The following is a 20,245-nucleotide window of genomic DNA, read 5'->3' on the forward strand; positions in this document are numbered from 1 at the left end:
TTATTGATGAGTGAATCGTGCAAGGATACGCAAATCTTCACCGATCTGCTTAACCTCGTGAAATTTCAACTGCTGCCTGAGCGACAGGTCGGTCAATGCCGGCAAGGCGAACATGCCTTGCGCATCGCCCAGCAGCATAGGCGCCAGGTAGACCAGCAGCTCGTCCACGCAGCCTTCGCGGATCATGGAACCGTTGAGCTTGCCACCGGCTTCGACGTGCAGCTCGTTGATCTGGCGGCGGCCCAGTTCGCGCATCAGCTCGGGCAGGTCGACCTTGCCGGAGGCATTGGGCAGCAGGATGATTTCCGCGCCGACAGCGCGCAGCGCCGCCTCCTTTTCGGGGTCGGCCACCGCCGCCGCGATCCATGTGCCGCCACCTTGCAAGATCTTGGCCGAAGGATCGATATCGAGCTTGCTGTCGACGACGATGCGGCGCGGCTGGCGCGGCGTTGCCACCGCGCGCACGCTGAGCTGCGGATCGTCGGCCTTGACGGTGCCGATACCGGTCAGGATGGCGCAGGCGCGGGCGCGCCAGGCGTGGCCGTCGGCGCGCGCTTCCGGCCCGGTGATCCACTGGCTGACGCCATTGTGCAGCGCCGTCATGCCGTCCAGGCTGGCGGCGGTCTTCATGCGCACCCACGGTAGGCCGCGCGTCATGCGCGAGAAGAAGCCGATGTTCAGTTCGTAGGCCTGTTCGGCCAGCAAGCCGGTGCTGACCTCGCTACCGGCGGCGGCCAGCTTGGCCATGCCCTGCCCGGCCACCAGCGGATTCGGGTCTTCCATCGCCGCCACCACGCGGCCCAGGCCGGCGCGCACCAGCGCGTCCGAGCACGGCGGCGTGCGGCCGTGGTGGTTGCACGGTTCCAGCGTTACGTAGGCGGTGGCGCCACGCACGTCGTGGCCGCGCGCCTGCGCGTCCTTCAGCGCCTGGATTTCCGCATGATCGCTGCCGGCCTGCTGGGTCACGCCGGCGCCGATCACCAGCCCGTCGCGCACGATCACGCAGCCAATGTGCGGATTTGGTGAGGTCGTGTACAGCCCCTTGGCGGCCCACTCCAGCGCCAGCGTCATGCCTTCGAGATCGTTGCTGATGTTCACGTTGTCCTTAGTCTATAGCGCTGGTGCAGCTTGCCCCGTCCACCGCCGGATCGCACACGCGCACCCGGCCCAGCATATTGATTTTGATGTTGCGCGTGCTGTCGCCCTGCGTCAGCGACAGCGTGCCCCAGCGCGCGGCCAGGCTGTTGCCGGCGCTGCAGGCACGCCCAGCAGCATTATAAGCAAGATATTGCGGCGTTGCGCCCGACGAAAAAACCGAGGCGAACCGGACGCCCTCTGCGATCGCACCATGCCGGAACAACAGCAACTCGCCAGGGTCGGGGCGGCGGTTGCCGTTCTCATCGATAAAGACCATCCAGCCCAAGCGCCAGGCGGCGCCGCCCGGCTCCAGCGGCACCAGCAGCACCTGGCCGCCGCGGGCGATGGCGTGTGAGCGGGTCAGGTTGATGGCCGCCACCAGGTCGTTGACGGCGACGCGCAACTGCTGGCGCTCCAGCGCGCTCCGGTAGTTCGGCACGGCGACACCGAGCAGTATCGTCGCCAACAACAGCACGATCAGTAATTCGACCAGGCTGAAAGCGGCGCTGAAGGGATGGCCTCGCATCGCGCGGTCCTCATGGCCAGCAATGAACCGACGGCCCGGTCGCCAGGCGCAGGCCGCTGCTGGTCAGCTTGAGTTGCCGGCAATCGTCGTCGCGAAAGCTGGCGTCAACCAGCGCGGTGCCCGGCGTGGCGATCAACTGCACGCATTGTGAGATCAGTTCGCCATCACAGGCCTTGCCTTCGATTTCATAGGCGCTGGTCGGCGCGCCGTTGCTGCTCCACCATTTGAACTGGCGGGCTTCCGGTTCCGTGATGGTGGACGAGAAGGCGATGTAGGTATTGGCCTGCGTGAAAAACCGTTCTTCCTGCTGCATCAGTTGCAGCAACGCGGCCTGCGCCTCGGAGCGGCGCGCACGGATAACATGCTGCTGAAAGCCCGGCACCACCTGCGCGGCAAGCACGGCCAGTATCACCAGCACGATCAGCAATTCGATCATGCTGAAACCCTGTCGGCGCGCCGGCCTCATTTGATCGCCTCGTGCAGCTCGCGCCAGTTGGCCACCTCGCGCCAGCTGAGCCGGCCGGACCGCGAGCGCACTTTGACGCCGCCCACTACGGTCACCTCACGCGCCGACGCGTTGACCACGGCATAGTCCTTGTCGACCGCAACCCGCCCCGTCGGATCGGGCAGGCCAATGCGCGACGATTGCGGCACCAATGAGGGCACGGCCGTATAGGTCGATTGCAGCACGCCGACGATAGGCGCGGTCGGCATGATGCTCGCCGTGCTGTGACCATCCGGCAGCCCGCTCAGCGCATCCAGCACGTAAGTGCGGCTGCGCGCGGCGTCACATTTATCCGCCCCCGGCAGCAGCGTATTGAACGCGACTTCACCGCCCACCAGCTTGCCGCTGCTGATGCTGCGTTCGCCCGTGCGCGCGGATTGCATAAAGTCGACATACCAACCTTTGCTGCCGGGCGCGATCTGCGCGCCGCTGATGCTGAACAGGTCCGCCGCCGAAGGCTCCAGCACGCGTTCGGTCAACTGGCGGCGGCCGGCAACGGCGTCCATCGGCACGGACAGGCTGTCAAGGATGGCGTAGAACGATTGCGCGCTAAAAGTCCCGGGCGCCAGGCCGGCCCGGTCGAACAGCATCCCCGTGCCAAACAGTAGCAGGTAGCCGCCGCCGGAGGCATAGGCCAACATGGGTTGTTGCGCAATCGGCTGTCGCCTGCCGTCGGCATCCCGGACGACGAACAAGGGCTTGGCGGCCGCGCCCGGCCAGGTATTGAAGTCAAAACGCCACAAATTGCCTTGCAGGTCGCCGGCGTAGGCATAGCTCAACGCGCCATCGCGGTCGGCGACCAGCACAGGCGCGCTCAGGGCGTTGGCCAGCGATGGGTCGGCGATCGGCGTGACAAGCCGGAAGTAGTTCACGTTGAGCGTCCACGGCGCATCGCGCGCCTTGTCCAACGCCAGCAGGAATAAGGCGCCCTTGCCCGCGCCGCTGGCATGGCCGTCGCTGGCATAGTTGTTCAGGCCGCTGGCAACGATGGCGAAGTAGCGGTAGACGGGCACGTCGGCGCCACGACTGATGCGCACCTTGGCAAGCTGCGGCAACGTGGTGACGTTGCCCATCATTCGATCGTCGCGGTCGGTAAATTCCCACAGCGCGGCGTTTTCGTTCAACGCGGCGGGATCGCTGATGTCCAGCGCGAACACACCTTGTGCGCCACCGCCCATGGCCGCGACCAGGACCGTGCGCCAATTGCCGCCGACCAGGGCGTCGCCGCTGGACGACGGGCCGTCGACGTAGGCGCGGTGTACGTAGTCGAGGCTGGGCAAGCGGTTCAGCACCGGCATCAGGGCATTGGGCAGATAGGCGTAGAGTTCGCCGCCCGTGCTGGCGTCGAAGGCGTGCAGCATGCCGTCGTTGGCGCCAAGATAGACCGTGGCGCGGCGGGTTTTGTGGCGCTCGCGAAACGCCAGGTAGCCTGCGTCCCGCGCAGCGCCCGACGGTGGTCCGACCAGCACCGGCGCGCTGTCGATCGAATCGCCGAGCACGCTGCTGCGGCGGCGGAACAAAGCGCCTTCATCGCTGCGGTCGCCGCGCAGGTAGGCCAGGCGACGCTCGCCCAGACCGTCGGCGGCGGCCGCATGCGGCGGCGGTGCCTGGTCAAGCAAGGCTTGCTGCGCCGCCGACAAGGCGGGCCATGTAAAGGGAACGCCTTCCAGCTTGCCGTCCGCCTGCACGATGGACGTGTAGAGTTTGCGCGCCGCAGGTTCGGGCATCGGTGCGCGCCCCGGTTCGCCGGTCAGGATGGCGCCGGCATCCCACAACGCCGCGACCGCACCCGGCAAGGCAGCGCCTGCCGGTGGCAAAGCGATGCGCTCAACATGCCCGCCCCAATCGCTAGCGTCTGGCGTGGCGCTCAGCAGGTCGCCTGCCGATCCGGCTGGCGTCGCAGCGCCCGTGGATGCCGCCAACAGCAGCGAAGGACCGGCGATCCGTGCGCCGGCACGGCACGCGGCGGTCAGCGGCTCGCTGGCGATATTGAGCACCGGCGGCGCTGCGCGTACACCGCCCGCCAGCATCGGCAGCACCATCAACAGCGCAGCGATCGCCATCCACGCCCACCACCATCGCCGGCCATGTCCGGGCAGCGTGGCACTGTTTGCAATGTGCATATCCCCTCCTCACTCAGGCTTGACGAACACCGTTTGCAAGACCAGCTCCGTGCCGGGCCTGGCGCCAAAACCGATCGCCGTCACGCGGTAGCAATAGCCGGCCGCGCCGCCGGCCGACGCGTCCTCGCCCGGCTGATGGCACTCCATGCGCTCGATCACATAGCGCGGCCGCTTGAACGGCAGTACGCCTTCGGCCGTCAGCATCGCCGCGCCGGTATGGTCGCCGTAACCCAGCGTGCAGGCGCCGCCGTCCTCGGCGCCGGACAAATCCACCCGCTGCCAGACCGGCGCCCTGTCGCAAGCGCTGGCCTCCGCCGTGCCGCTCCGGATATCACGTTCCGCATCCGCCAAGGCATCCTCCGCCGCCTGAAACGCCACATCCCGATCGCGCTCGCCACGCGCCGCCTTCTCACCCTGCAAGCTCATTTGCGCCGCCGACACGCCCAGCAGCATGGCCAGGATTAACATCATCAGGCACATCAACACAACCACGCCTCGCTGCCGTTGCGCCGCCATCAGCTAGCCGCTCCGATTGCGCAAGGCCACCGTCATGCCGACCAGCCGGCGCGCCCGCGTGCGCAGCGCAGGCGGCAGCGTCGCCTCCACGATGCGCACGCCTTCATCGTCGCCGTGCGCATCAGAATACGCGGGGCCAAACAGATCGAACCGCGTCGTCGCGGTATCCGCGCGGGTCTTGCTCTCGCCGTGCAACAGCAGCGCCACTCTGATGCTGCACACGCGTTTCCAATAGGTCTTGCGATGGAAGTCGCGCAAGCGCTCGCCCGGTGTGGCGCCGGACAGCAATAACGCGGCATCCATCGCATTGATATGGCTGGCGTTGACATACACGTTGGGAATGCCGTCGGCCGGCGTATCCGTATCGAGCCCATAAAGCACCTGGAAGGAATCGACGCCGCGCACGATGGCGTCCGCGCCCCAGCCGGAAGCGCCACGGTATTTGCAGCGCAGTTCGGCCTCGCCGGCGCCGTCGTCGGCGACATAGAAGATGCTCCAGCCGCGTGCATCGGCCGCGTCGGGAACGGCGACGCCGAAGCCGGCGCAGTTGAGGCTGGAACCATCGCCGTTGCCACCCACGCCCGAACCGGAAAAGCGCAGGGCCAGCACGTCGCTGCCGTGCGCCACGGCCGGCAAGGTCGCGGCGATATCCGCGCCGCCCCGGCTGATGCTGCGCGCGTCCAGTCCGGCAATGGATGCCGGCGCATCAGCTTCCAGCGCCACCGGCGCGGCAGTGCTATCCCAGTTGACATAGGCGCCTTGCCGTATCGCCCGCGCCATGATGTCGAGCGAATGGCGGCCACCGTCGTTGAGGCCGGCGTTCTGGCTGTGATTGCGGTAATTGCTGCCGGCCGACAGCAGCAAGCCGCTGGCCAACAAAGTCACGATCAGACCCAGCGCCACGGCGATGGCGAACTCAACGACGGTCCATCCGCGCGCGCTCATCGCGTCGCTCCAACCATCATGGCGACGGCCGGCGCGTAGCCGCCGCCCACATCCTTGCGCAGCGTGCCGTCCGGATTCTTGCCGCGCCATCCGACCTTGACCACCACCGGCGCGCCAGCAGCGCCGCCGCAAGTCCAGGCCAGCTTGCCGCTGCCGTCACGACAAACCAGTATGCGGCCCGCAGGCAGGTACTGGCCGACTTGAATTTTCGCCTCATACAGATCGAACATCGCCAACTGCGCGCTGTCGCACGCGCCGCCATAGCACAGGGCCGATGGCGCCGGCGGATCGGGTTCGGCCAGTGCATCGTAGTCCAGCATCAGATAGGGATTGGCGCCATCGGCCAGGTGCATTTGCGTGGCGTTGGCGCGCATGCGTTCGGCCAGACCGGCCGCCACGTAAGTCGCCTGCGACAACAGACTCGCCTGATGCCGCATGCGCAGGGCCGCCAGCTGCATCGCCACGCCGCCGACGATGCCAACCGCCAGCAACAGCACGGCGATCAGGATCTCCAGCAACGTAAAGCCACGCATATAGGCGCGTGTGCGCATGGCACACCTCCGCAAGTCGACAAGGACAGTGCTAGAAGTTAGCAGCGACTACTGCAGAGGATATGAGGTGTATCAAAGGTGCGCCAGCCGTAGGCCGACAAGAAACTAAGCCTTGCGTGGCTTGCGTTCCTGCCCGACTTCGGCAATCGCGTCCTGGAACTCGGCCAGGTCTTCGAAGTTTTTGTAGACCGATGCAAACCGGATATACGCGATCTTGTCGAGGCGCTTCAGTTCCTGCATCACCAGCTCGCCGATGTAGCCGGTGTCGACTTCGCGCTGGCCGCTGGTCAGCAGCTTTTCTTCGATCGACAGGATCGCCGCGTCCACGGCGGGCGCCGCCACGGGGCGCTTGCGCAAGGCCAGCGTCAGGCTGCCGCGCAGCTTGGCGGCCGCATACTCGGTGCGGCTGCCGTTCTTCTTGACCACATACGGCATCACCAGTTCGATGCGCTCATACGTGGTAAATCGTTTATCGCATTTTCCGCAGCGCCGGCGCCGGCGTATGGAATCCCCTTCCTCGGATACACGCGTATCGAGAACCTGGGTATCTTCATGCTGGCAAAACGGACATTTCATATTGGCGCTATTCGGTGACACGACACCGGCACAAGCCGGCGTCGCGGTACTACAGATTACTTGGCGTAGACAGGGAACTTGTCCGCCAGAACCTTCACGGCCGCTTTCACGCGGTCGATGGTCGCGGCGTCGTGCGGGTTGTCCAGCACGTCGGCGATCAGGTTGCCGACTTGTTCGGCTTCCGCTTCCTTGAAACCACGGGTGGTGAAGGCAGGCGAACCCAGGCGGATGCCGGAAGTCACGAATGGCTTCTGCGGATCGTTAGGGATGCCGTTCTTATTGCAGGTCATGTGCGCCGCACCCAGGATCGCTTCCGCTTCCTTGCCGGTCAGGTTCTTCGGACGCAGGTCCACCAGCATCACGTGCGACTCGGTGCCGCCGGAAACGATGCGCAGGCCGCGCTTGATCAGGGTCTTGGCCAGCACGTCGGCGTTGATGACGACTTGCTGCTGGTAAGCCTTGAACTCAGGCGTCAGCGCTTCCTTGAACGCCACTGCCTTGCCGGCGATGACGTGCATCAGCGGGCCGCCCTGGATGCCTGGGAAGATCGCCGAGTTGATGATCTTCTCGTGCTCGGCCTTCATCAGGATGATGCCGCCGCGTGGGCCGCGCAGCGATTTGTGCGTGGTCGAGGTGACGAAGTCGGCGTGCGGCACCGGATTAGGATACAGGCCGGCGGCGATCAGGCCGGCGTAGTGCGCCATGTCGACCATGAAGTAAGCGCCAACGGCTTTGGCGACGGCAGCGAAACGCTCGAAGTCGATCTTTTTCGAGAACGCCGAGGCGCCGGCGATGATCAGCTTAGGCTTATGTTCCTTGGCCAGCGCTTCCATGGCGACGTAGTCGATGTCTTCTTCGGCGGTCAGGCCGTAGGAGACGACGTTGAACCACTTGCCGGACATGTTCAGCGGCATGCCGTGGGTCAGGTGGCCGCCTTCGGCCAGCGACATGCCCATGATGGTGTCGCCTGGTTTCAGCACGGCGAAGAACACGCCCTGGTTGGCTTGCGAACCCGAGTTAGGTTGCACGTTGGCAGCTTCCGCGCCGAACAGCTGCTTGACGCGGTCGATCGCCAGTTGCTCGACGACGTCGACGTACTCGCAACCGCCGTAGTAGCGCTTGCCTGGGTAGCCTTCGGCGTATTTATTGGTCAGCTGCGAACCTTGCGCTTCCATGACGGCTGGCGAGGTGTAGTTCTCCGAGGCGATCAGTTCGATGTGATCGTGCTGACGGGTGTTTTCTTTTTGAATTGCGCCGAACAATTCCGGGTCGACGTTGGCGAGGGTGTGATCTTTTGCGAACATGTAAAAACTCCAAATGAATTGAGTAACTTGTTACTGGCAGGTGGATCGAATGAGGGAAGCCGATAGCGGACAGGCAGCCTCTTCGTGCATTTCCATCGATGGCTGCCCAGGCGAACGGCTGATGAAATCTCACGTTTCCCGGTGGATGCCCACCTTTCGCCGACCGGTCGCCACGCACCAAAATGGTGATGACCGAAGCTTTTCGCCAGTTACGTGAGACGTAATGGAAGCCTGATTGTAATTTATGCGCCAGCTTTGAGCAAGGAAATGATTGCTTAAAAGGCAATCTTATGCCGATTTTGATAGGAGAGATAAGCCATACTGCCATTTCGGCTACACTTGACCATCGTTTCCACACTCGCTTTTACTTAACTGCAAGGATAGATCATGATCGTCTTCATCACGGGCGCCACCGCCGGCTTCGGCGCGGCAATGGCCCGCACTTTCGTCCAGAACGGCCACAAGGTCCTGATCAGCGGCCGCCGCGCCGACCGCCTGCAGGCGCTGTCGGCCGAGCTGGGCGCGGCCGCCCACCCGGTCGTGCTGGATGTGACCGACAAGGCCTCGATCAAGGGCGCGCTGGACGGCTTGCCGGCCGAATGGGCGCAGATCGACGTGCTGATCAACAATGCCGGCCTGGCGCTGGGCGTCACGCCGGCGCATGAATCGTCGCTGGACGACTGGGACACCATGATCGCCACCAATTGCAGCGGCCTGGTCGCCATGACCCGCGCCGTGCTGCCTGCGATGGTGGCGCGCGGCAGCGGCACCATCATCAACCTCGGTTCGGCGGCCGGCGATACGCCTTATCCGGGTGGCAATGTGTACGGCGCCACCAAGGCCTTCGTCGAGCAGTTCACGCTGAACCTGCGCGCCGACCTGGTTGGCACCGGCGTGCGCGCCACCAACATCGCGCCCGGCCTGTGCGGCGGCACCGAATTCTCCAACGTCCGCCTGAAGGGCAACGACGCGGCCGCGGCCAAGGTCTACGAAGGCACCGAGCCGCTGACGCCGGAAGACATCGCCAACACCGCCTACTGGATCGCCACCCTGCCCGCCCACATCAACATCAACCGCATCGAAATGATGCCGACCTGCCAGGGCTACGGCCCGCTGACCATCAAGCGCAACCTGTAACTATTTGCACTGGCGAATCGCTTCAGCCCTGAAGCGATTCGTAAGCGGTTGTTACAAGCCTTGGCAAGTTGCCGGGAAAACGCTTTACTATCGCAAGTGCAATCTTTTGCGCGCAGTTCAACGACAACAATAAAATCGCGTAGAATGTTGCTCACTCTCACTAGTAGTCAAAATAACATGCCAGCAGAGTTTATCTGGAACGTACGGGTCTATTACGAAGACACCGACGCCGGCGGTATCGTCTATTACGCAAACTACCTCAAGTTCTTTGAGCGCGCCCGCACCGAATGGCTGCGCGCCATCCACGTCGAACAACATGCCCTGCTGCAGGAACACGACGCCATGTTCGTCGTCAAAAGCGTCAGCGCGGAGTATCATGCCCCTGCCAGGTTGGACGATGTACTAAAATTAACACTTAGTATCGAAAAGCTAGGCCGCGCCTCCATCCAGTTCGTGCAGCAAGCGTGGTGCGGCGAGCAGTTGCTGAACACCGCCCGAGTCAAGGTCGGCTGCGTCGGTTCGGACCTCAGTCCGCGCGCCGTGCCACCGTCGGTTGCAGAAAAAATGCGTAGCACCATTAAAACAGACTGAACCCATACATGAACGTCACCCAAGACCTCTCCTTCCTGTCTCTCATCACCAACGCCCACCTGATCGTGCAGTTGATCATGGCGCTGTTGTTCGTCATCTCGCTGACCAGCTGGACCTACATCTTCAGCAAGATGTTCGCGGTGCGCTCGGCGCGCCGCCTGACCATCGAATTCGAGAAAACCTTCTGGGCCGGCGGCAACCTGCATGCGCTGCACCAGAACGCCGGCAAGGACCGCGCCAACAACGGCCCGCTGGCGCGCATCTTCGAAGCCGGCATGGGTGAGTTCATCAAGAGCAAGGCCGCCTACACCGCCGCGCGCGAAAGCATGGACGCCGGCGCGGTGCTCGACGGCGCCCGTCGCGCCATGCGCGCCGCCTTCCAGCGTGAGATGGACGTGCTGGAATCGCACCTGGCCTTCCTGGCCTCGGTCGGTTCGGTGTCGCCGTACATCGGCCTGCTCGGCACCGTGTGGGGCATCATGAACGCCTTCCGCGGCCTGGCCAATGTGCAGCAGGCCACGCTGGCCGCGGTCGCCCCCGGCATCGCCGAAGCGCTGATCGCCACCGCCATCGGCCTGTTCGCGGCGATCCCCGCCGTGGTGGCGTACAACCGCTTCGCCCACGATATCGACCGCCTGGCGATCCGCTTCGAAAGCTTCGTCGAAGAGTTCTCCAACATCCTGCAACGTCAGTCGCGTTAAGAAGGCAGAGCAACCATGGCTTCCTCTTTTTCCAGCAGCATGCGCGGCGGCCGCGGCCGCAAGTTCAAGTCCGAGATCAACGTCGTGCCCTACATCGACGTGATGCTGGTGCTGCTGATTATTTTCATGGTCATGCCCTCGGCCAATGACCCGAGCGTGGTCGACCTGCCGAGCGCGGAACGCTCCACCAAACCGCCGAGCGACTATGTGCAAGTGATCATCAAGCCCAACGGCGCGCTGTCGATCGGCGTCAAGGGCAAGGGTGAAGAGGCGCCGGAAACCGCGCCCAACCGCGACGCGCTGGTCAAGAAGCTGCGCACCATCCACACCGACCATCCCGACTACCCTGTGCTGATCGCCGGCGACAAGGAAAGCAAGTACGACGACGTGATCCAGCTGATCTCGGAAGCGAAAAAGATGGGCATCACCCGGGTCGGCTTGTCCACCAAGTAAATCACAGTGCATACGATGAAACCCGCAACGGCAGGCGGCCCTTACAAAGTGCCGCGACAAAATGAAGGCTGGCGCTCGATCGCGCTGGCGGCGGCGATGCACGCCGTGCTGTTGCTGTTCCTGTGGGTGGGCGTCAGTTGGCAGAACAACGAGCCGACCACGGTGCAGGCAGAGATCTGGGACATGAAGGTGCAGGAAGCCGCGCCGGCGCCGCCACAGGTCAAGCCCGAGCCGGAACCGGAACCGGAACCGCCCCCGGTGGTCAAGACCGCCCCGCCGAAGCCGGTGGAGGCGCCGCCGACGCCGCAGGAACCGGACATCGCGCTGGAACGCCTGAAGGCGAAGAAAAAACTCGAGCAGGAAAAACTCGAAGCGGCCAAGGAAGCCAAGCTGAAGAAGGAAGCCGAAGAGAAGCAGGCCAAGCTCGACGCCAAGAAACTGGCCGACAAGAAGGAAGCCGAGCAGAAGCTGAAGGACGAGAAGGAACTGGCCGAAAAGGACAAGAAGAAAGCCGCGCTGGCCGACAAGGCCGCCAAGGAAAAAGCCGAGAAGGCCGACAAGGCGGTCCGCGACAAGGCCTTTGCCGCCGAGATGAGCCGCATCACCGGCAACGCCGCCAAGGGCAGCACCGGCAGCGCCGCCACCTCGACCGGCGGCAAGGTCGACGGCGGCTACCAGGCGGCGATCCGGGCCAAGATCAAGAGCAACCTGGTCTATGGCACGGTCGACGATACGCTCAGCGCCACCTACCAGATCACCCAACTGCCGACCGGTGAAATCATCGGCGTGCGCAAGATGAAGAGCAGCGGTTCTGCCGCTTACGATAGCGCGATTGAAAACGCGATTGCCAAATCGTCACCACTACCCAAGAAAAAAGATGGTACGGTAGAGCGCGAGTTTGTCGCCGATTTCAACATGAAGGATATGCACTGATGAGCAACATGAATAAACTGAACCAAGTGATCCTGTCCGCCACGCTGGCGCTGGCCGCCGGCGGCGCCTCGGCGCAGATGCGGATCGAGATCTCCGGCGTCGGCAGCAACCAGATCCCGGTCGCCGTGGCCGGCTTCGCCGACGAGAACATCGCCCCGCAACAGATATCCGCCATCATCAAGGCCGACCTGGAGCGCAGCGGCGCCTTCAAGCTGATCGACGCCGGCGTGATCACCAGCATGAGCAACATCGACTACGGCAACTGGAAATCCAAGGGCGCCGACGCACTGGTGGTCGGCACTGTGGCCAAGGCGGCCAGCGGCGACTACGAAGTGCGCTACAAGCTGTTCGACACCGTCAAGCAGAGCGAGCTGTCGCAGCTGAACGTGTCGCGCGCGCCGCAGTTCACCCGCCTGACCGCGCACAACATCGCCGACGACGTGTTCCTCAAGCTGACCGGCATCCGCGGCGCCTTCTCAACCCGCATCGCCTACGTGAAAGAATACGACAAGCGCCACTACGAGCTGCTGGTGGCCGACGCCGACGGCGACGGCGAGCAGATGGCGCTGCGCTCGAACGAGCCCATCATCTCGCCATCGTGGTCGCCGGACGGCACCAAGGTGGCCTATGTATCGTTTGAGCAGAAGAAGCCGGTGGTCTACGTGCAGAACCTGATCACCCGCGCACGCACCGTCATCGCCAACGAGAAAGGCAGCAACTCCTCGCCGGTGTGGGCGCAGACCGGCAACAAGCTGGCGGTGTCGCTGTCCAAGGATGGCCATACGCAGATCTACACCGTCAACGCCGACGGTGGCAACCTCAAGCGCGTCTCCAACAGCGCCGGCATCGACTCCGAAGCCAACTTCGCGCCGGACGGCAGCATCTACTTCATGAGCGACCGCAGCGGCGGCCCGCAGATCTACCGCATGAACGGCGACGGCGGCGACGCCAAGCGCGTCACCTTCACCGGCAACTACAACATCAGCCCGCGCGTGTCGGCCGACGGCAAGACGCTGGCCTACATCTCCCGCCGCGACGGCAACTACCAGCTGTACGTGATGGACCTGGCCAGCGGCCAGGAACAGCGGCTGTCCGACAGCACCGACGACCAGTACCCAAGCTTTGCCCCGAACGGCAAATACATCATGTACGCCACCCAGGCCGGAGGCCGCAAATCGCTGGCCGTGGTGTCGGTGGATGGACGTGTAAAACAACGCCTGACCACTCAGGCGGGCAACATCAAGGAGCCCACCTGGGGTCCATTCATGCAGTAATCTTTAGCCTTCATCACTAGGAGAATCAAATGCGTAAACTCAGCAGCTTAGCTTTTATCGTCACCACCGCCGCCATCCTGTCCGCTTGCTCGACTCCGGTCAAGATCGCTGAACCAGCGAAAGTGGAAGAGCGTCAAGTCGAACAGAAACCACAGCCGCAGCCGGACACCCGTACCGTCGCCCCGGTCGAAACCAAATCGCTCGATCCGCTGGACGATCCTAAAGGCGTGCTGGCCAACCGCAGCGTGTACTTCGACTTCGACAGCTACGTCGTGCGCGACGACGGCAAGCCAGTGGTGGAAAACCACTCCGCCTACCTGGCCAAGAACAAGGCCCGCTCGATCCTGATCCAAGGCAACACCGACGAACGCGGCGGCGCCGAATACAACCTGGCCCTGGGCCAGAAGCGCGCCGAAGCCGTGCGCAAGGCGATGACCACGCTGGGCGTGCCGGAGTCGCAAATCGAAGCCGTATCGCTGGGCAAGGAAAAGCCTAAAGCCTCCGGCTCGAACGAAGAAGCATGGGCGCAAAACCGTCGTGCAGACATCGTCTACAAGTAATACAAAGCACTACCCTTTTGCCGGGTCACAGGCATAATACGGGGCGGCGCGCGGGTAACACCGCGTCCCGCCCCGTTTCCTTTTAGATTTGTGTGAAAGCGCCCGACATGATAAAACTCTCCAAATCCGGCCTGAGCGCCGCCCTGCTGGCCGCGCTGACCTGGCTGCCGCTGCAAGCCCATGCCGGGCTGTTCGACGACGACGAAGCCCGCAAGGCCCTGCTGGACCTGCGTTCCAAGGTCGAAGCCCTGCGCGCCGAGCTGAACGCTCGTATCGACACCAAATCCGACAAATCAAGCACGCTGGACCTGGTCTCGCAAAACGAGATGACGCTGCAGGAAGTGGCCAAGCTGCGCGGCCAGATCGAAGTGCTGGGCAACGAGCTGTCCAACGCCCAAAAGCGCCAGAAAGACTTCTACGTCGACCTCGACACCCGCCTGCGCAAGCTGGAGCCGCGCGAAGTGACCATCGACGGCAAGACCGCCCAGGTCGACCCGAACGAGCAGCGCACCTACGAAGCGGCGTGGAAGACCTTCACCTCCGGCGACTACAAGGCGGCCGGCACGGCGTTCAGCGAGTTCGTGGCGCGCTATCCGGGTTCGAGCTACGCGGCCAACGCGCAGTACTACCTGGGCAGCTCCTACTACGCCCAGCGCGACTGCAAGGGCGCGATCACGGCCCAGCTGCTGGTGCTGAAGAACTACGCCGACAGCCCGAAGGCGCCGGAAGCCATGCTCAACATCGCCAGCTGCCAGGCCGAGCTGAAAGACAAGGCCGCCAAGAAGACCTTGCAGGACCTGATCAAGGCCTATCCTGACTCGGCGGCAGCGGTCACGGCAAAAGAACGCCTCCACGGCAAATAATTACCCGGGGGTATTTGACAGCAAGACTCATTACCCCCTATAATCTCGCTTCTTCGGGGGTCGTTAGCTCAGCTGGTAGAGCAGCGGACTTTTAATCCGTTGGTCGCAGGTTCGAATCCCGCACGGCCTACCACTCGAAGAAAACCAAGGTTTCATACCTTTGGGTCGTTAGCTCAGCTGGTAGAGCAGCGGACTTTTAATCCGTTGGTCGCAGGTTCGAATCCCGCACGGCCTACCAAGAATAATCAAGGAAGCCCACGAATTTCGGTTCGTGGGCTTTTTTGTTTCTGGTCGCTCTCTGGTCGCGTGCAAAAACGCCCACTCCTCCAACCTAAGATGGGAGGCCGTCAGAGCAACCATAATGACCATGCAGCGGTCGCTGATGTGCCGGACGGGGCGAACTTGTCAAATTAGCCCGCTTTTTTCGCATCGAATCTCCTTTCAAGTTGAGTGGATGGGCGTTGTCTGTCCGACGAAGGCATCGAGGACGCGATCTACGACAGCCAGGCGATACGCGGTTTCGTAGGTGTCGACCTTAATCGCGAGCGGCACCGGACGCGACGACGCTGTTGAAATTTCGCCGTCTGCTGGAAAAACACGAGCTCACACGCAAGATCTTCGAGACGATCAACGGGCATCTGGCGGCGCAAGGTTTGATGATGCGGGAAGGTACCCCTCCTGGCAAAAGCGGGGTATGCCGCGCATGCGTTTAAGCTCCTATGTGTTGTGCCGCACAGATCAGGCCAAGGCGTCGCGCCTAAACTGACACATAGCAACGCCAAGCTATTCGCGCACGTGGCGCGACCAGCTGACTCCACCCAAACTAAGCTGACACCATGATCAGGGTTCCTGCCAATCCGGTGCAAGCCGCCTCGCCCCGTTCGCCACCGACTATCGTTGTCAGCGGCGAAGGTGAGCGCCACACGCTGTCGGGCTCGCTTGTCATCGGCACCCTCACCACGGCCAGGAACTCGCTGAAGAGCTGGTCGCAGCGCGGGGCCTCGTGCACGCTTGACGTGGCCGGGATCACGCGCCTCGATACGCCGGGCGCCCTGTTCCTGTCTGCCCTGCGTGACTTGGGCGTGGTCCTGACCGGCGTGCGCCCCGAACACCAAACCTTGTTCGATCTGATCGACTCACTCGATCTCAAACCGCTACCTGCCGTGGCGCCCGTTCCGCGCTGGCGCCAACTAGTGACGGCGCTGGGGAAAAGCGCCCATGACACCAGGCACGAAGCACTTTCCCTCATCACCTTCGTCGGCCGTGTCGCAAGCTGGATTTTCCATGCCGTGTTACACCCGACTTCCCTGCGTCCGGCATCGATTTCGCGCCATGTCAGGGAGACCGGCATCCAGGCCTTGCCCATCATCGGTTTGATGGCGGTCATGATTGCGATCGTCATCGGCTACCAGGGTGTCGCGCAATTGCGCCAATATGGCGGAGAGGACCTCACCATCAACCTGGTCGCGGTCTCGGTGTTGCGCGAAATGGGGGTATTGATCACCTCCATCATGGTGGCTGGCCGCTCGGGCTCCGCCTTCACGGCTGAAATTGGCGTGATGAAAACGCGCGAAGAAGTCGACGCGCTCACCGTGATGGGGCTGGAGCCGATGCAAATGCTGGTGGTGCCGCGCGTGATCGCGCTGGTCCTGACCTTGTCCGTGCTTGCCTTCTTCGCTGACATCATGGGCTTGATCGGCGGCGCGGCCATCGCGCAAGCGCTGCTGCATGTGTCGCCTGCACAATACCTGACGCGCTTGCCGCAGGTGGTCAGCCTCAGCGACCTGTTGGTCGGCCTGTTCAAGGCGCCGATCTTCGCCTTCTTCATTGCAACCATCGCGTGCATGCACGGGCTCAGGGTGAGCGGTTCGGCCGAGAGCGTTGGGCGCGAAACCACCCGTTCCGTCGTGAAGTCGATTTTCCTGGTGCTAGTGCTCGATGCATTCTTCTCCATCCTGTTTGAAAAGCTTGGCGTATGAAACCCGCCGCCACGACCACCTTGTCTGCCAGGGGCATCGTCAACCGCTTCGGCAAACAGCTCATACATAACAAACTCAACCTTGACATCAAGCGCGGCGAAATCATCGGTATCGCCGGCGGCTCCGGTTCCGGCAAATCGGTGCTGCTTAAGACCCTGATCGGCCTGCATCAGCCCGATGGTGGTGATGTCCTGCTCGACGGCATGGCGATCCGCGCCATTTCGGCCCATGATCGCGCCTTTGCATTTGGCGTACTGTTCCAGCAAGGCGCCCTGTTTTCCTCCCTGTCGGTGGCCGACAACATCATGTTGCCCATGCGCGAACATACGACCTTGCAGGCCGACGACCGGGAGCAAATCGCCGCGATGAAACTGGCGCTGACCGGCTTGGGCGCGGACAATGGTATCAAGTTTCCGTCCGCACTGTCGGGCGGCATGGTCAAGCGCGCCGCGTTTGCCCGTGCCCTTGCACTCGATCCGCAGATTCTTTTCCTGGATGAACCGAGCTCCGATCTCGACCCGATTGCCGCCGCCGGTATTGACGCGCTGATCCAGCAGCTCAACCGCAGCCTGGGCATTACGGCCGTCATCGTCACCCATGATCTCACTACCCTATTGACCATCTGCGACCGCATCGCCGTGCTGGTCGACCAGAGCCTTACCATCGACACCGCCAACCAGTTGCGGAAATCCAAACATCCGTGGATACACGACTTCTTTCACGGGCCACGCGCAGAGGGAGCAATGACAGCCAGGAAGGTAAGCCATGGAAACTGACAAGCACTATTTTATGGAAGGGCTGTTCATCATCGCCTTCGCCCTTGCCGCCGCCTTGTTTGCGGTCTGGCTAGGCAGGCCGGGCCAGCGCGACGATGTGCTGTACCGCATACATTTCCCCGAATCGGTCAGCGGTCTGACCGTGGGCGACCCGGTGAAGTTCCGCGGCGTCGATGCTGGCACGGTCAAGTCAATCATCAATGATCCGGACGATCCGCGCCTCGTGCAAGTCGACGTGCGCTTGCGCAAAAATACACCGGTCAAGACTGACACCCGGGCCAGCCTTGCGATCAAGGGCATCACTGGCGTCATCTATGTCGAACTGAGCGGCGGAGACAAAGCGGCCAAACCTCTGCTTGCAGTGACGCCTCCGGACAAAGTTCCCGAGATTCCGTTCCAGAAATCCGGGCTCAAGGCCATGCTAGATGAACTGCCCAAGGTCGTCGAAAAATTCATGTCGATCGAAAACCAGGCCAAGAAGGTTGTCACGGAGGTCGGCGCGTTGACCGACAAGGTCAAGGCCAATCCCTCGCTGCTGCTGCGCCGTCCCGACAAGGACAGCACCGACGGCGCAAAAAAATAACGGAAATTCAAGGAGAAGGGGATGGGCACGCGCCCCTCAATCAGCGTCGGCCCAGCGCCAATTACGCATCCATACAATTCCTATAGCACCGAAGATCCTGATCGCTGAAGCAGCGATCCCGCGCGGTGGCCGTCAGTAATCCATCGCATTGCCATGCACGCGCCAGCCTCGTCGTTAATCATGGCCTAGTGGGTACCGGTCCAATGATAGAGAGCTAGTCCCCCGTTGGCCGGGCAAAATCCCCCCCTCTGGCCGGGTCAAAATCCCCCACCTCCTGACCGCTTAGCGCTGCTACAGCCGGTCGCCGGAGAGCAATCCCGCTGGCAGGACGTAACCTTGCCTCTTCGACCATCGAAGGGGAGCATGGAGGGTGAACGTCTTGAAACCAAACAAACGAACCACAGTCGCCACGCTGCTGGCAACCGGTACCAGCCAACGCGAGATCGCGCGGCTGACCGGGGTGGACCGCAAAACCATCCGCCGCCTGGCGCTGGGCACGACCGGGCAGGAACCCAATTCCCCCGCCTTGGCCACCGGGCCGGTGGCGGCAAATTCCTCCACCCCGGCCACCGGCTCGCCAGCTGAAATTCCCCCACCCCGGCCACCGGCAATCGACAGCGGGCCACAATCGCTGTGTGAACTGTCGCTCTCTGGTCGCTCCGGCAGATGCAGGTACGTTAGTCCCCAGCCATGTGGCGCCGCATAATCGAGTCAGCCAAATGGGTGCCAGAAATCAAAACACCATCCCGTTGAGCCAGCACAATCTGAACTGCGTTGCACTACCTATCCTAAGTACTCTCACTTCGAAAAGGTGCCGCAAATGACTTCCGCTCCCTCCGTGAAAGTTACCGAAGATAGGGCCGTTTTTGAACAATCGATGAAAGCCCTCGAGAGTCAGATAGCCAATGTCGGCTTGCATGTAACCATCGATGCCACAACGCGCCTCGCCTATGCCCGCGAAATAAAGGCGATGGCAAAAAAGCTGGAAAATGATGCACTGGCAGGGAAAATCAGCTGGACAGAAGCGGCAAAACAGGCGCAAGAAACCAGAAACTTGATCATGGAAATCTTCCGCAGGCGAAGCACGCCGGTAGGCAGAGCTATGGCAGAAATGCTCAAAATCAAAGGCTATTCCTTGAATGAATTGGTGGCTCGCCACACCATGCTGAATTTTGGAGAGAGATCGATATTTAAAAATCTGCCCTCGTCAAAAAAAGATATCGTTTATGCGTCGATAGTTCGATCAGCTGGGCAGTCCAACACAAAAGTTAGCGCGGTCCTGTCCCGGCTTTCGCACGCAGGGCGCGGCCTCATAGTTATTTCGGTCGCCATCTCGGCATACAATATCGCGACATCGACGGACAAGCTCTCCGCCGCAGGCAAGGAGCTCGTTTCTGCCAGCGCGGGCGTTGGGGGTGGCATTGCGGGAGGAGCGCTAGCCGGCCTCGCATGCGGGCCCGGCGCTCCCATTTGCGTCACAGTGGGGGCATTTGTCGGTGGCACGCTTGCGGCTTTCGGCATCAGCTTTGTTTGGTAGGATTTTCGTGAAACTACTTTCCACTTCCGAATTTTCGGTCCGCTTGATCGGTTCGCCTTTCGGTGAGGAGATGCCACGGAGCGAACTGATCGTGGATGGCAAGCCGACTGGCAAGGTGATCGACGGCGCGGTGCTGGAGGCGGCAATAAGGTGGCAAGATCTTCTACTAGTCTTAGTTACCGACAACATCATGCACGAGGAAACGCTTCGTGTTTATCTGCTCGACACCAACTTCGAGGTGGTGGATTCCGCATGGCTGGGATCAATGTATGCAACCGGGGTTTTTTCGCTCCTTGAGCTGCAACCGCCTAACAAGATTCGTTTTCTCTTTTTCGGCGGCACGGATTGGACCTTGGAACTGTTGAACGAGCAGACCTTTGCGCTCCCATTTTCCGAACCTCGCGGCGTACACCGTCCGCTCAAATTTCATCGGCGTTTCAAGATAAGCGGCAATCCTCAACCTGACGGTGGCTGACACCCACGAAATGGTTGTCCATCCAAACCACGTTGTCGTCTATCGCGTTGGTGCAGCTGCGATAAAAATTCTTTCCGTCTTTCATACACGCCAACGGCATCCCTGGCCAGTTCCAGCAACGGTCGATACCGCAGTCGCCATTTACAAGTTCTTAATTGCAACTAATCCAACGGACTGCGCGCGCAGCAACCACCATAACT

22 protein-coding genes, 2 tRNA genes, 2 pseudogenes and 1 riboswitch are annotated in these 20,245 nt (G+C 62.2%); of the genes and pseudogenes, 17 read left to right on the top strand and 9 right to left on the bottom strand.

The genetic code is table 11. The features are described 5' to 3' along the window. From ribD to glyA, 9 genes are all read right to left on the bottom strand, one after another. Positions 1–1,098, bottom strand: a complete 1,098-nt coding sequence (gene ribD / locus KVP70_RS27480) for a bifunctional diaminohydroxyphosphoribosylaminopyrimidine deaminase/5-amino-6-(5-phosphoribosylamino)uracil reductase RibD (RefSeq protein WP_262311748.1) — start codon at positions 1,096–1,098, stop codon at positions 1–3. 7 nt (positions 1,099–1,105) lie between these two features. Next, positions 1,106–1,663, bottom strand: a complete 558-nt coding sequence (locus KVP70_RS27485; protein ID WP_217945590.1) for a GspH/FimT family pseudopilin — start codon at positions 1,661–1,663, stop codon at positions 1,106–1,108. A gap of 10 nt (positions 1,664–1,673) precedes the next feature. Then, entirely contained in the window at positions 1,674–2,129 is a 456-nt protein-coding gene (locus KVP70_RS27490) for a type IV pilin protein (RefSeq protein WP_217945591.1), read from the bottom strand. Continuing rightward, on the bottom strand, positions 2,126–4,291 hold the full coding sequence (locus tag KVP70_RS27495; RefSeq protein ID WP_229225127.1) for a pilus assembly protein: 2,166 nt from the start codon (positions 4,289–4,291) through the stop codon (positions 2,126–2,128). Before KVP70_RS27495 ends, KVP70_RS27490 begins: the two co-directional genes overlap by 4 nt. A 9-nt stretch (positions 4,292–4,300) precedes the next feature. Beyond that, the gene (locus KVP70_RS27500; protein WP_217945592.1) at positions 4,301–4,807 is read right to left on the bottom strand and encodes a pilus assembly PilX family protein; all 507 of its coding nucleotides are present in this window, start codon (positions 4,805–4,807) and stop codon (positions 4,301–4,303) included. Positions 4,808–4,810: 3 nt separating this feature from the next. Next, on the bottom strand, positions 4,811–5,752 hold the full coding sequence (locus KVP70_RS27505) for a PilW family protein (RefSeq protein ID WP_217945593.1): 942 nt from the start codon (positions 5,750–5,752) through the stop codon (positions 4,811–4,813). Further along, complete coding sequence (gene pilV / locus KVP70_RS27510) at positions 5,749–6,303, bottom strand: type IV pilus modification protein PilV (protein ID WP_229225129.1); 555 nt, start codon at positions 6,301–6,303, stop codon at positions 5,749–5,751. The genes KVP70_RS27505 and pilV overlap by 4 nt, the downstream gene beginning before the upstream one ends. 105 nt (positions 6,304–6,408) lie before the next feature. Continuing rightward, on the bottom strand, positions 6,409–6,879 hold the full coding sequence (gene nrdR, locus KVP70_RS27515; protein ID WP_043479966.1) for a transcriptional regulator NrdR: 471 nt from the start codon (positions 6,877–6,879) through the stop codon (positions 6,409–6,411). A gap of 56 nt (positions 6,880–6,935) precedes the next feature. Beyond that, positions 6,936–8,183, bottom strand: a complete 1,248-nt coding sequence (glyA, locus tag KVP70_RS27520) for a serine hydroxymethyltransferase (RefSeq protein ID WP_217945594.1) — start codon at positions 8,181–8,183, stop codon at positions 6,936–6,938. A gap of 97 nt (positions 8,184–8,280) precedes the next feature. Further along, a riboswitch (ZMP/ZTP riboswitch) is annotated at positions 8,281–8,406 on the bottom strand. Positions 8,407–8,570: 164 nt separating this feature from the next. On the opposite strand from glyA, the gene KVP70_RS27525 reads away from it, so the two are divergent. The 17 genes and pseudogenes from KVP70_RS27525 (at position 8,571) to KVP70_RS27605 (ending at position 20,045) form a co-directional block, all read left to right on the top strand. After that, positions 8,571–9,320, top strand: a complete 750-nt coding sequence (locus KVP70_RS27525; RefSeq protein ID WP_217945595.1) for an SDR family oxidoreductase — start codon at positions 8,571–8,573, stop codon at positions 9,318–9,320. 177 nt (positions 9,321–9,497) lie between these two features. Beyond that, a complete protein-coding gene (gene ybgC, locus KVP70_RS27530; protein WP_217945596.1) occupies positions 9,498–9,911 on the top strand; it encodes a tol-pal system-associated acyl-CoA thioesterase in 414 nt (137 codons plus the stop codon). An 8-nt stretch (positions 9,912–9,919) separates the two neighbouring features. After that, complete coding sequence (gene tolQ / locus KVP70_RS27535; protein ID WP_217945597.1) at positions 9,920–10,612, top strand: protein TolQ; 693 nt, start codon at positions 9,920–9,922, stop codon at positions 10,610–10,612. A gap of 15 nt (positions 10,613–10,627) precedes the next feature. Next, positions 10,628–11,065 (top strand): ExbD/TolR family protein, encoded by a 438-nt coding sequence (locus KVP70_RS27540; RefSeq protein WP_217945598.1) that lies wholly within the window; start codon positions 10,628–10,630, stop codon positions 11,063–11,065. A 48-nt stretch (positions 11,066–11,113) separates the two neighbouring features. Next, complete coding sequence (tolA, locus tag KVP70_RS27545; protein ID WP_416053858.1) at positions 11,114–11,998, top strand: cell envelope integrity protein TolA; 885 nt, start codon at positions 11,114–11,116, stop codon at positions 11,996–11,998. After that, positions 11,998–13,272, top strand: coding sequence for a Tol-Pal system beta propeller repeat protein TolB (gene tolB / locus KVP70_RS27550; protein WP_217945600.1), 1,275 nt, complete (start codon positions 11,998–12,000; stop codon positions 13,270–13,272). The genes tolA and tolB overlap by 1 nt, the downstream gene beginning before the upstream one ends. Positions 13,273–13,301: 29 nt before the next feature. Further along, the gene (pal, locus tag KVP70_RS27555) at positions 13,302–13,832 is read left to right on the top strand and encodes a peptidoglycan-associated lipoprotein Pal (RefSeq protein ID WP_008446706.1); all 531 of its coding nucleotides are present in this window, start codon (positions 13,302–13,304) and stop codon (positions 13,830–13,832) included. 107 nt (positions 13,833–13,939) lie between these two features. Then, positions 13,940–14,695 carry a tol-pal system protein YbgF gene (gene ybgF / locus KVP70_RS27560; RefSeq protein WP_217945601.1) on the top strand — a complete coding sequence of 252 codons (756 nt, stop codon included), beginning with the start codon at positions 13,940–13,942 and terminating at the stop codon, positions 14,693–14,695. A gap of 57 nt (positions 14,696–14,752) precedes the next feature. Beyond that, a tRNA-Lys gene (locus tag KVP70_RS27565) sits at positions 14,753–14,828 on the top strand. A 29-nt stretch (positions 14,829–14,857) separates the two neighbouring features. Next, positions 14,858–14,933: transfer RNA gene (locus tag KVP70_RS27570), tRNA-Lys, on the top strand. A 227-nt stretch (positions 14,934–15,160) separates the two neighbouring features. Beyond that, positions 15,161–15,369 (top strand): annotated as a pseudogene (locus KVP70_RS27575) (transposase); the annotation flags it as partial. 162 nt (positions 15,370–15,531) lie between these two features. Further along, positions 15,532–16,674, top strand: coding sequence for an ABC transporter permease (locus KVP70_RS27580; RefSeq protein WP_217945602.1), 1,143 nt, complete (start codon positions 15,532–15,534; stop codon positions 16,672–16,674). Continuing rightward, positions 16,671–17,450 (top strand): ABC transporter ATP-binding protein, encoded by a 780-nt coding sequence (locus tag KVP70_RS27585; protein ID WP_217945603.1) that lies wholly within the window; start codon positions 16,671–16,673, stop codon positions 17,448–17,450. The genes KVP70_RS27580 and KVP70_RS27585 overlap by 4 nt, the downstream gene beginning before the upstream one ends. Continuing rightward, entirely contained in the window at positions 17,440–18,033 is a 594-nt protein-coding gene (locus KVP70_RS27590; protein ID WP_217945604.1) for an MlaD family protein, read from the top strand. The genes KVP70_RS27585 and KVP70_RS27590 overlap by 11 nt, the downstream gene beginning before the upstream one ends. Before the next feature lie 370 nt (positions 18,034–18,403). Further along, a pseudogene (locus tag KVP70_RS35695) lies at positions 18,404–18,608 on the top strand (IS21 family transposase); the annotation flags it as partial. 245 nt (positions 18,609–18,853) lie between these two features. Beyond that, positions 18,854–19,570 carry a hypothetical protein gene (locus KVP70_RS27600; RefSeq protein WP_217945605.1) on the top strand — a complete coding sequence of 239 codons (717 nt, stop codon included), beginning with the start codon at positions 18,854–18,856 and terminating at the stop codon, positions 19,568–19,570. 7 nt (positions 19,571–19,577) lie between these two features. Then, positions 19,578–20,045, top strand: coding sequence for a hypothetical protein (locus KVP70_RS27605; protein WP_217945606.1), 468 nt, complete (start codon positions 19,578–19,580; stop codon positions 20,043–20,045). The last annotated feature ends 200 nt before the right edge of the window (positions 20,046–20,245 follow it).

Source organism: Duganella violaceipulchra (genome assembly GCF_019166075.1).
Lineage (GTDB): Bacteria > Pseudomonadota > Gammaproteobacteria > Burkholderiales > Burkholderiaceae_D > Rugamonas > Rugamonas violaceipulchra.

Bases quoted from the DNA above. Each gene is read 5' to 3' on its own strand.
- KVP70_RS27495 (WP_229225127.1), bottom strand. From the start codon at position 4,291: ATGCACATTGCAAACAGTGCCACGCTGCCCGGACATGGCCGGCGATGG.
- KVP70_RS27490 (WP_217945591.1), bottom strand. From the start codon at position 2,129: ATGAGGCCGGCGCGCCGACAGGGTTTCAGCATGATCGAATTGCTGATC.
- KVP70_RS27525 (WP_217945595.1), top strand. From the start codon at position 8,571: ATGATCGTCTTCATCACGGGCGCCACCGCCGGCTTCGGCGCGGCAATG.
- KVP70_RS27585 (WP_217945603.1), top strand. From the start codon at position 16,671: ATGAAACCCGCCGCCACGACCACCTTGTCTGCCAGGGGCATCGTCAAC.
- tolB (WP_217945600.1), top strand. From the start codon at position 11,998: ATGAGCAACATGAATAAACTGAACCAAGTGATCCTGTCCGCCACGCTG.
- tolQ (WP_217945597.1), top strand. From the start codon at position 9,920: ATGAACGTCACCCAAGACCTCTCCTTCCTGTCTCTCATCACCAACGCC.
- pal (WP_008446706.1), top strand. From the start codon at position 13,302: ATGCGTAAACTCAGCAGCTTAGCTTTTATCGTCACCACCGCCGCCATC.
- ybgC (WP_217945596.1), top strand. From the start codon at position 9,498: ATGCCAGCAGAGTTTATCTGGAACGTACGGGTCTATTACGAAGACACC.
- KVP70_RS27600 (WP_217945605.1), top strand. From the start codon at position 18,854: ATGACTTCCGCTCCCTCCGTGAAAGTTACCGAAGATAGGGCCGTTTTT.
- KVP70_RS27580 (WP_217945602.1), top strand. From the start codon at position 15,532: ATGATCAGGGTTCCTGCCAATCCGGTGCAAGCCGCCTCGCCCCGTTCG.
- ybgF (WP_217945601.1), top strand. From the start codon at position 13,940: ATGATAAAACTCTCCAAATCCGGCCTGAGCGCCGCCCTGCTGGCCGCG.
- glyA (WP_217945594.1), bottom strand. From the start codon at position 8,183: ATGTTCGCAAAAGATCACACCCTCGCCAACGTCGACCCGGAATTGTTC.
- KVP70_RS27540 (WP_217945598.1), top strand. From the start codon at position 10,628: ATGGCTTCCTCTTTTTCCAGCAGCATGCGCGGCGGCCGCGGCCGCAAG.
- nrdR (WP_043479966.1), bottom strand. From the start codon at position 6,879: ATGAAATGTCCGTTTTGCCAGCATGAAGATACCCAGGTTCTCGATACG.
- KVP70_RS27485 (WP_217945590.1), bottom strand. From the start codon at position 1,663: ATGCGAGGCCATCCCTTCAGCGCCGCTTTCAGCCTGGTCGAATTACTG.
- pilV (WP_229225129.1), bottom strand. From the start codon at position 6,303: ATGCGCACACGCGCCTATATGCGTGGCTTTACGTTGCTGGAGATCCTG.
- KVP70_RS27505 (WP_217945593.1), bottom strand. From the start codon at position 5,752: ATGAGCGCGCGCGGATGGACCGTCGTTGAGTTCGCCATCGCCGTGGCG.
- KVP70_RS27500 (WP_217945592.1), bottom strand. From the start codon at position 4,807: ATGGCGGCGCAACGGCAGCGAGGCGTGGTTGTGTTGATGTGCCTGATG.
- KVP70_RS27590 (WP_217945604.1), top strand. From the start codon at position 17,440: ATGGAAACTGACAAGCACTATTTTATGGAAGGGCTGTTCATCATCGCC.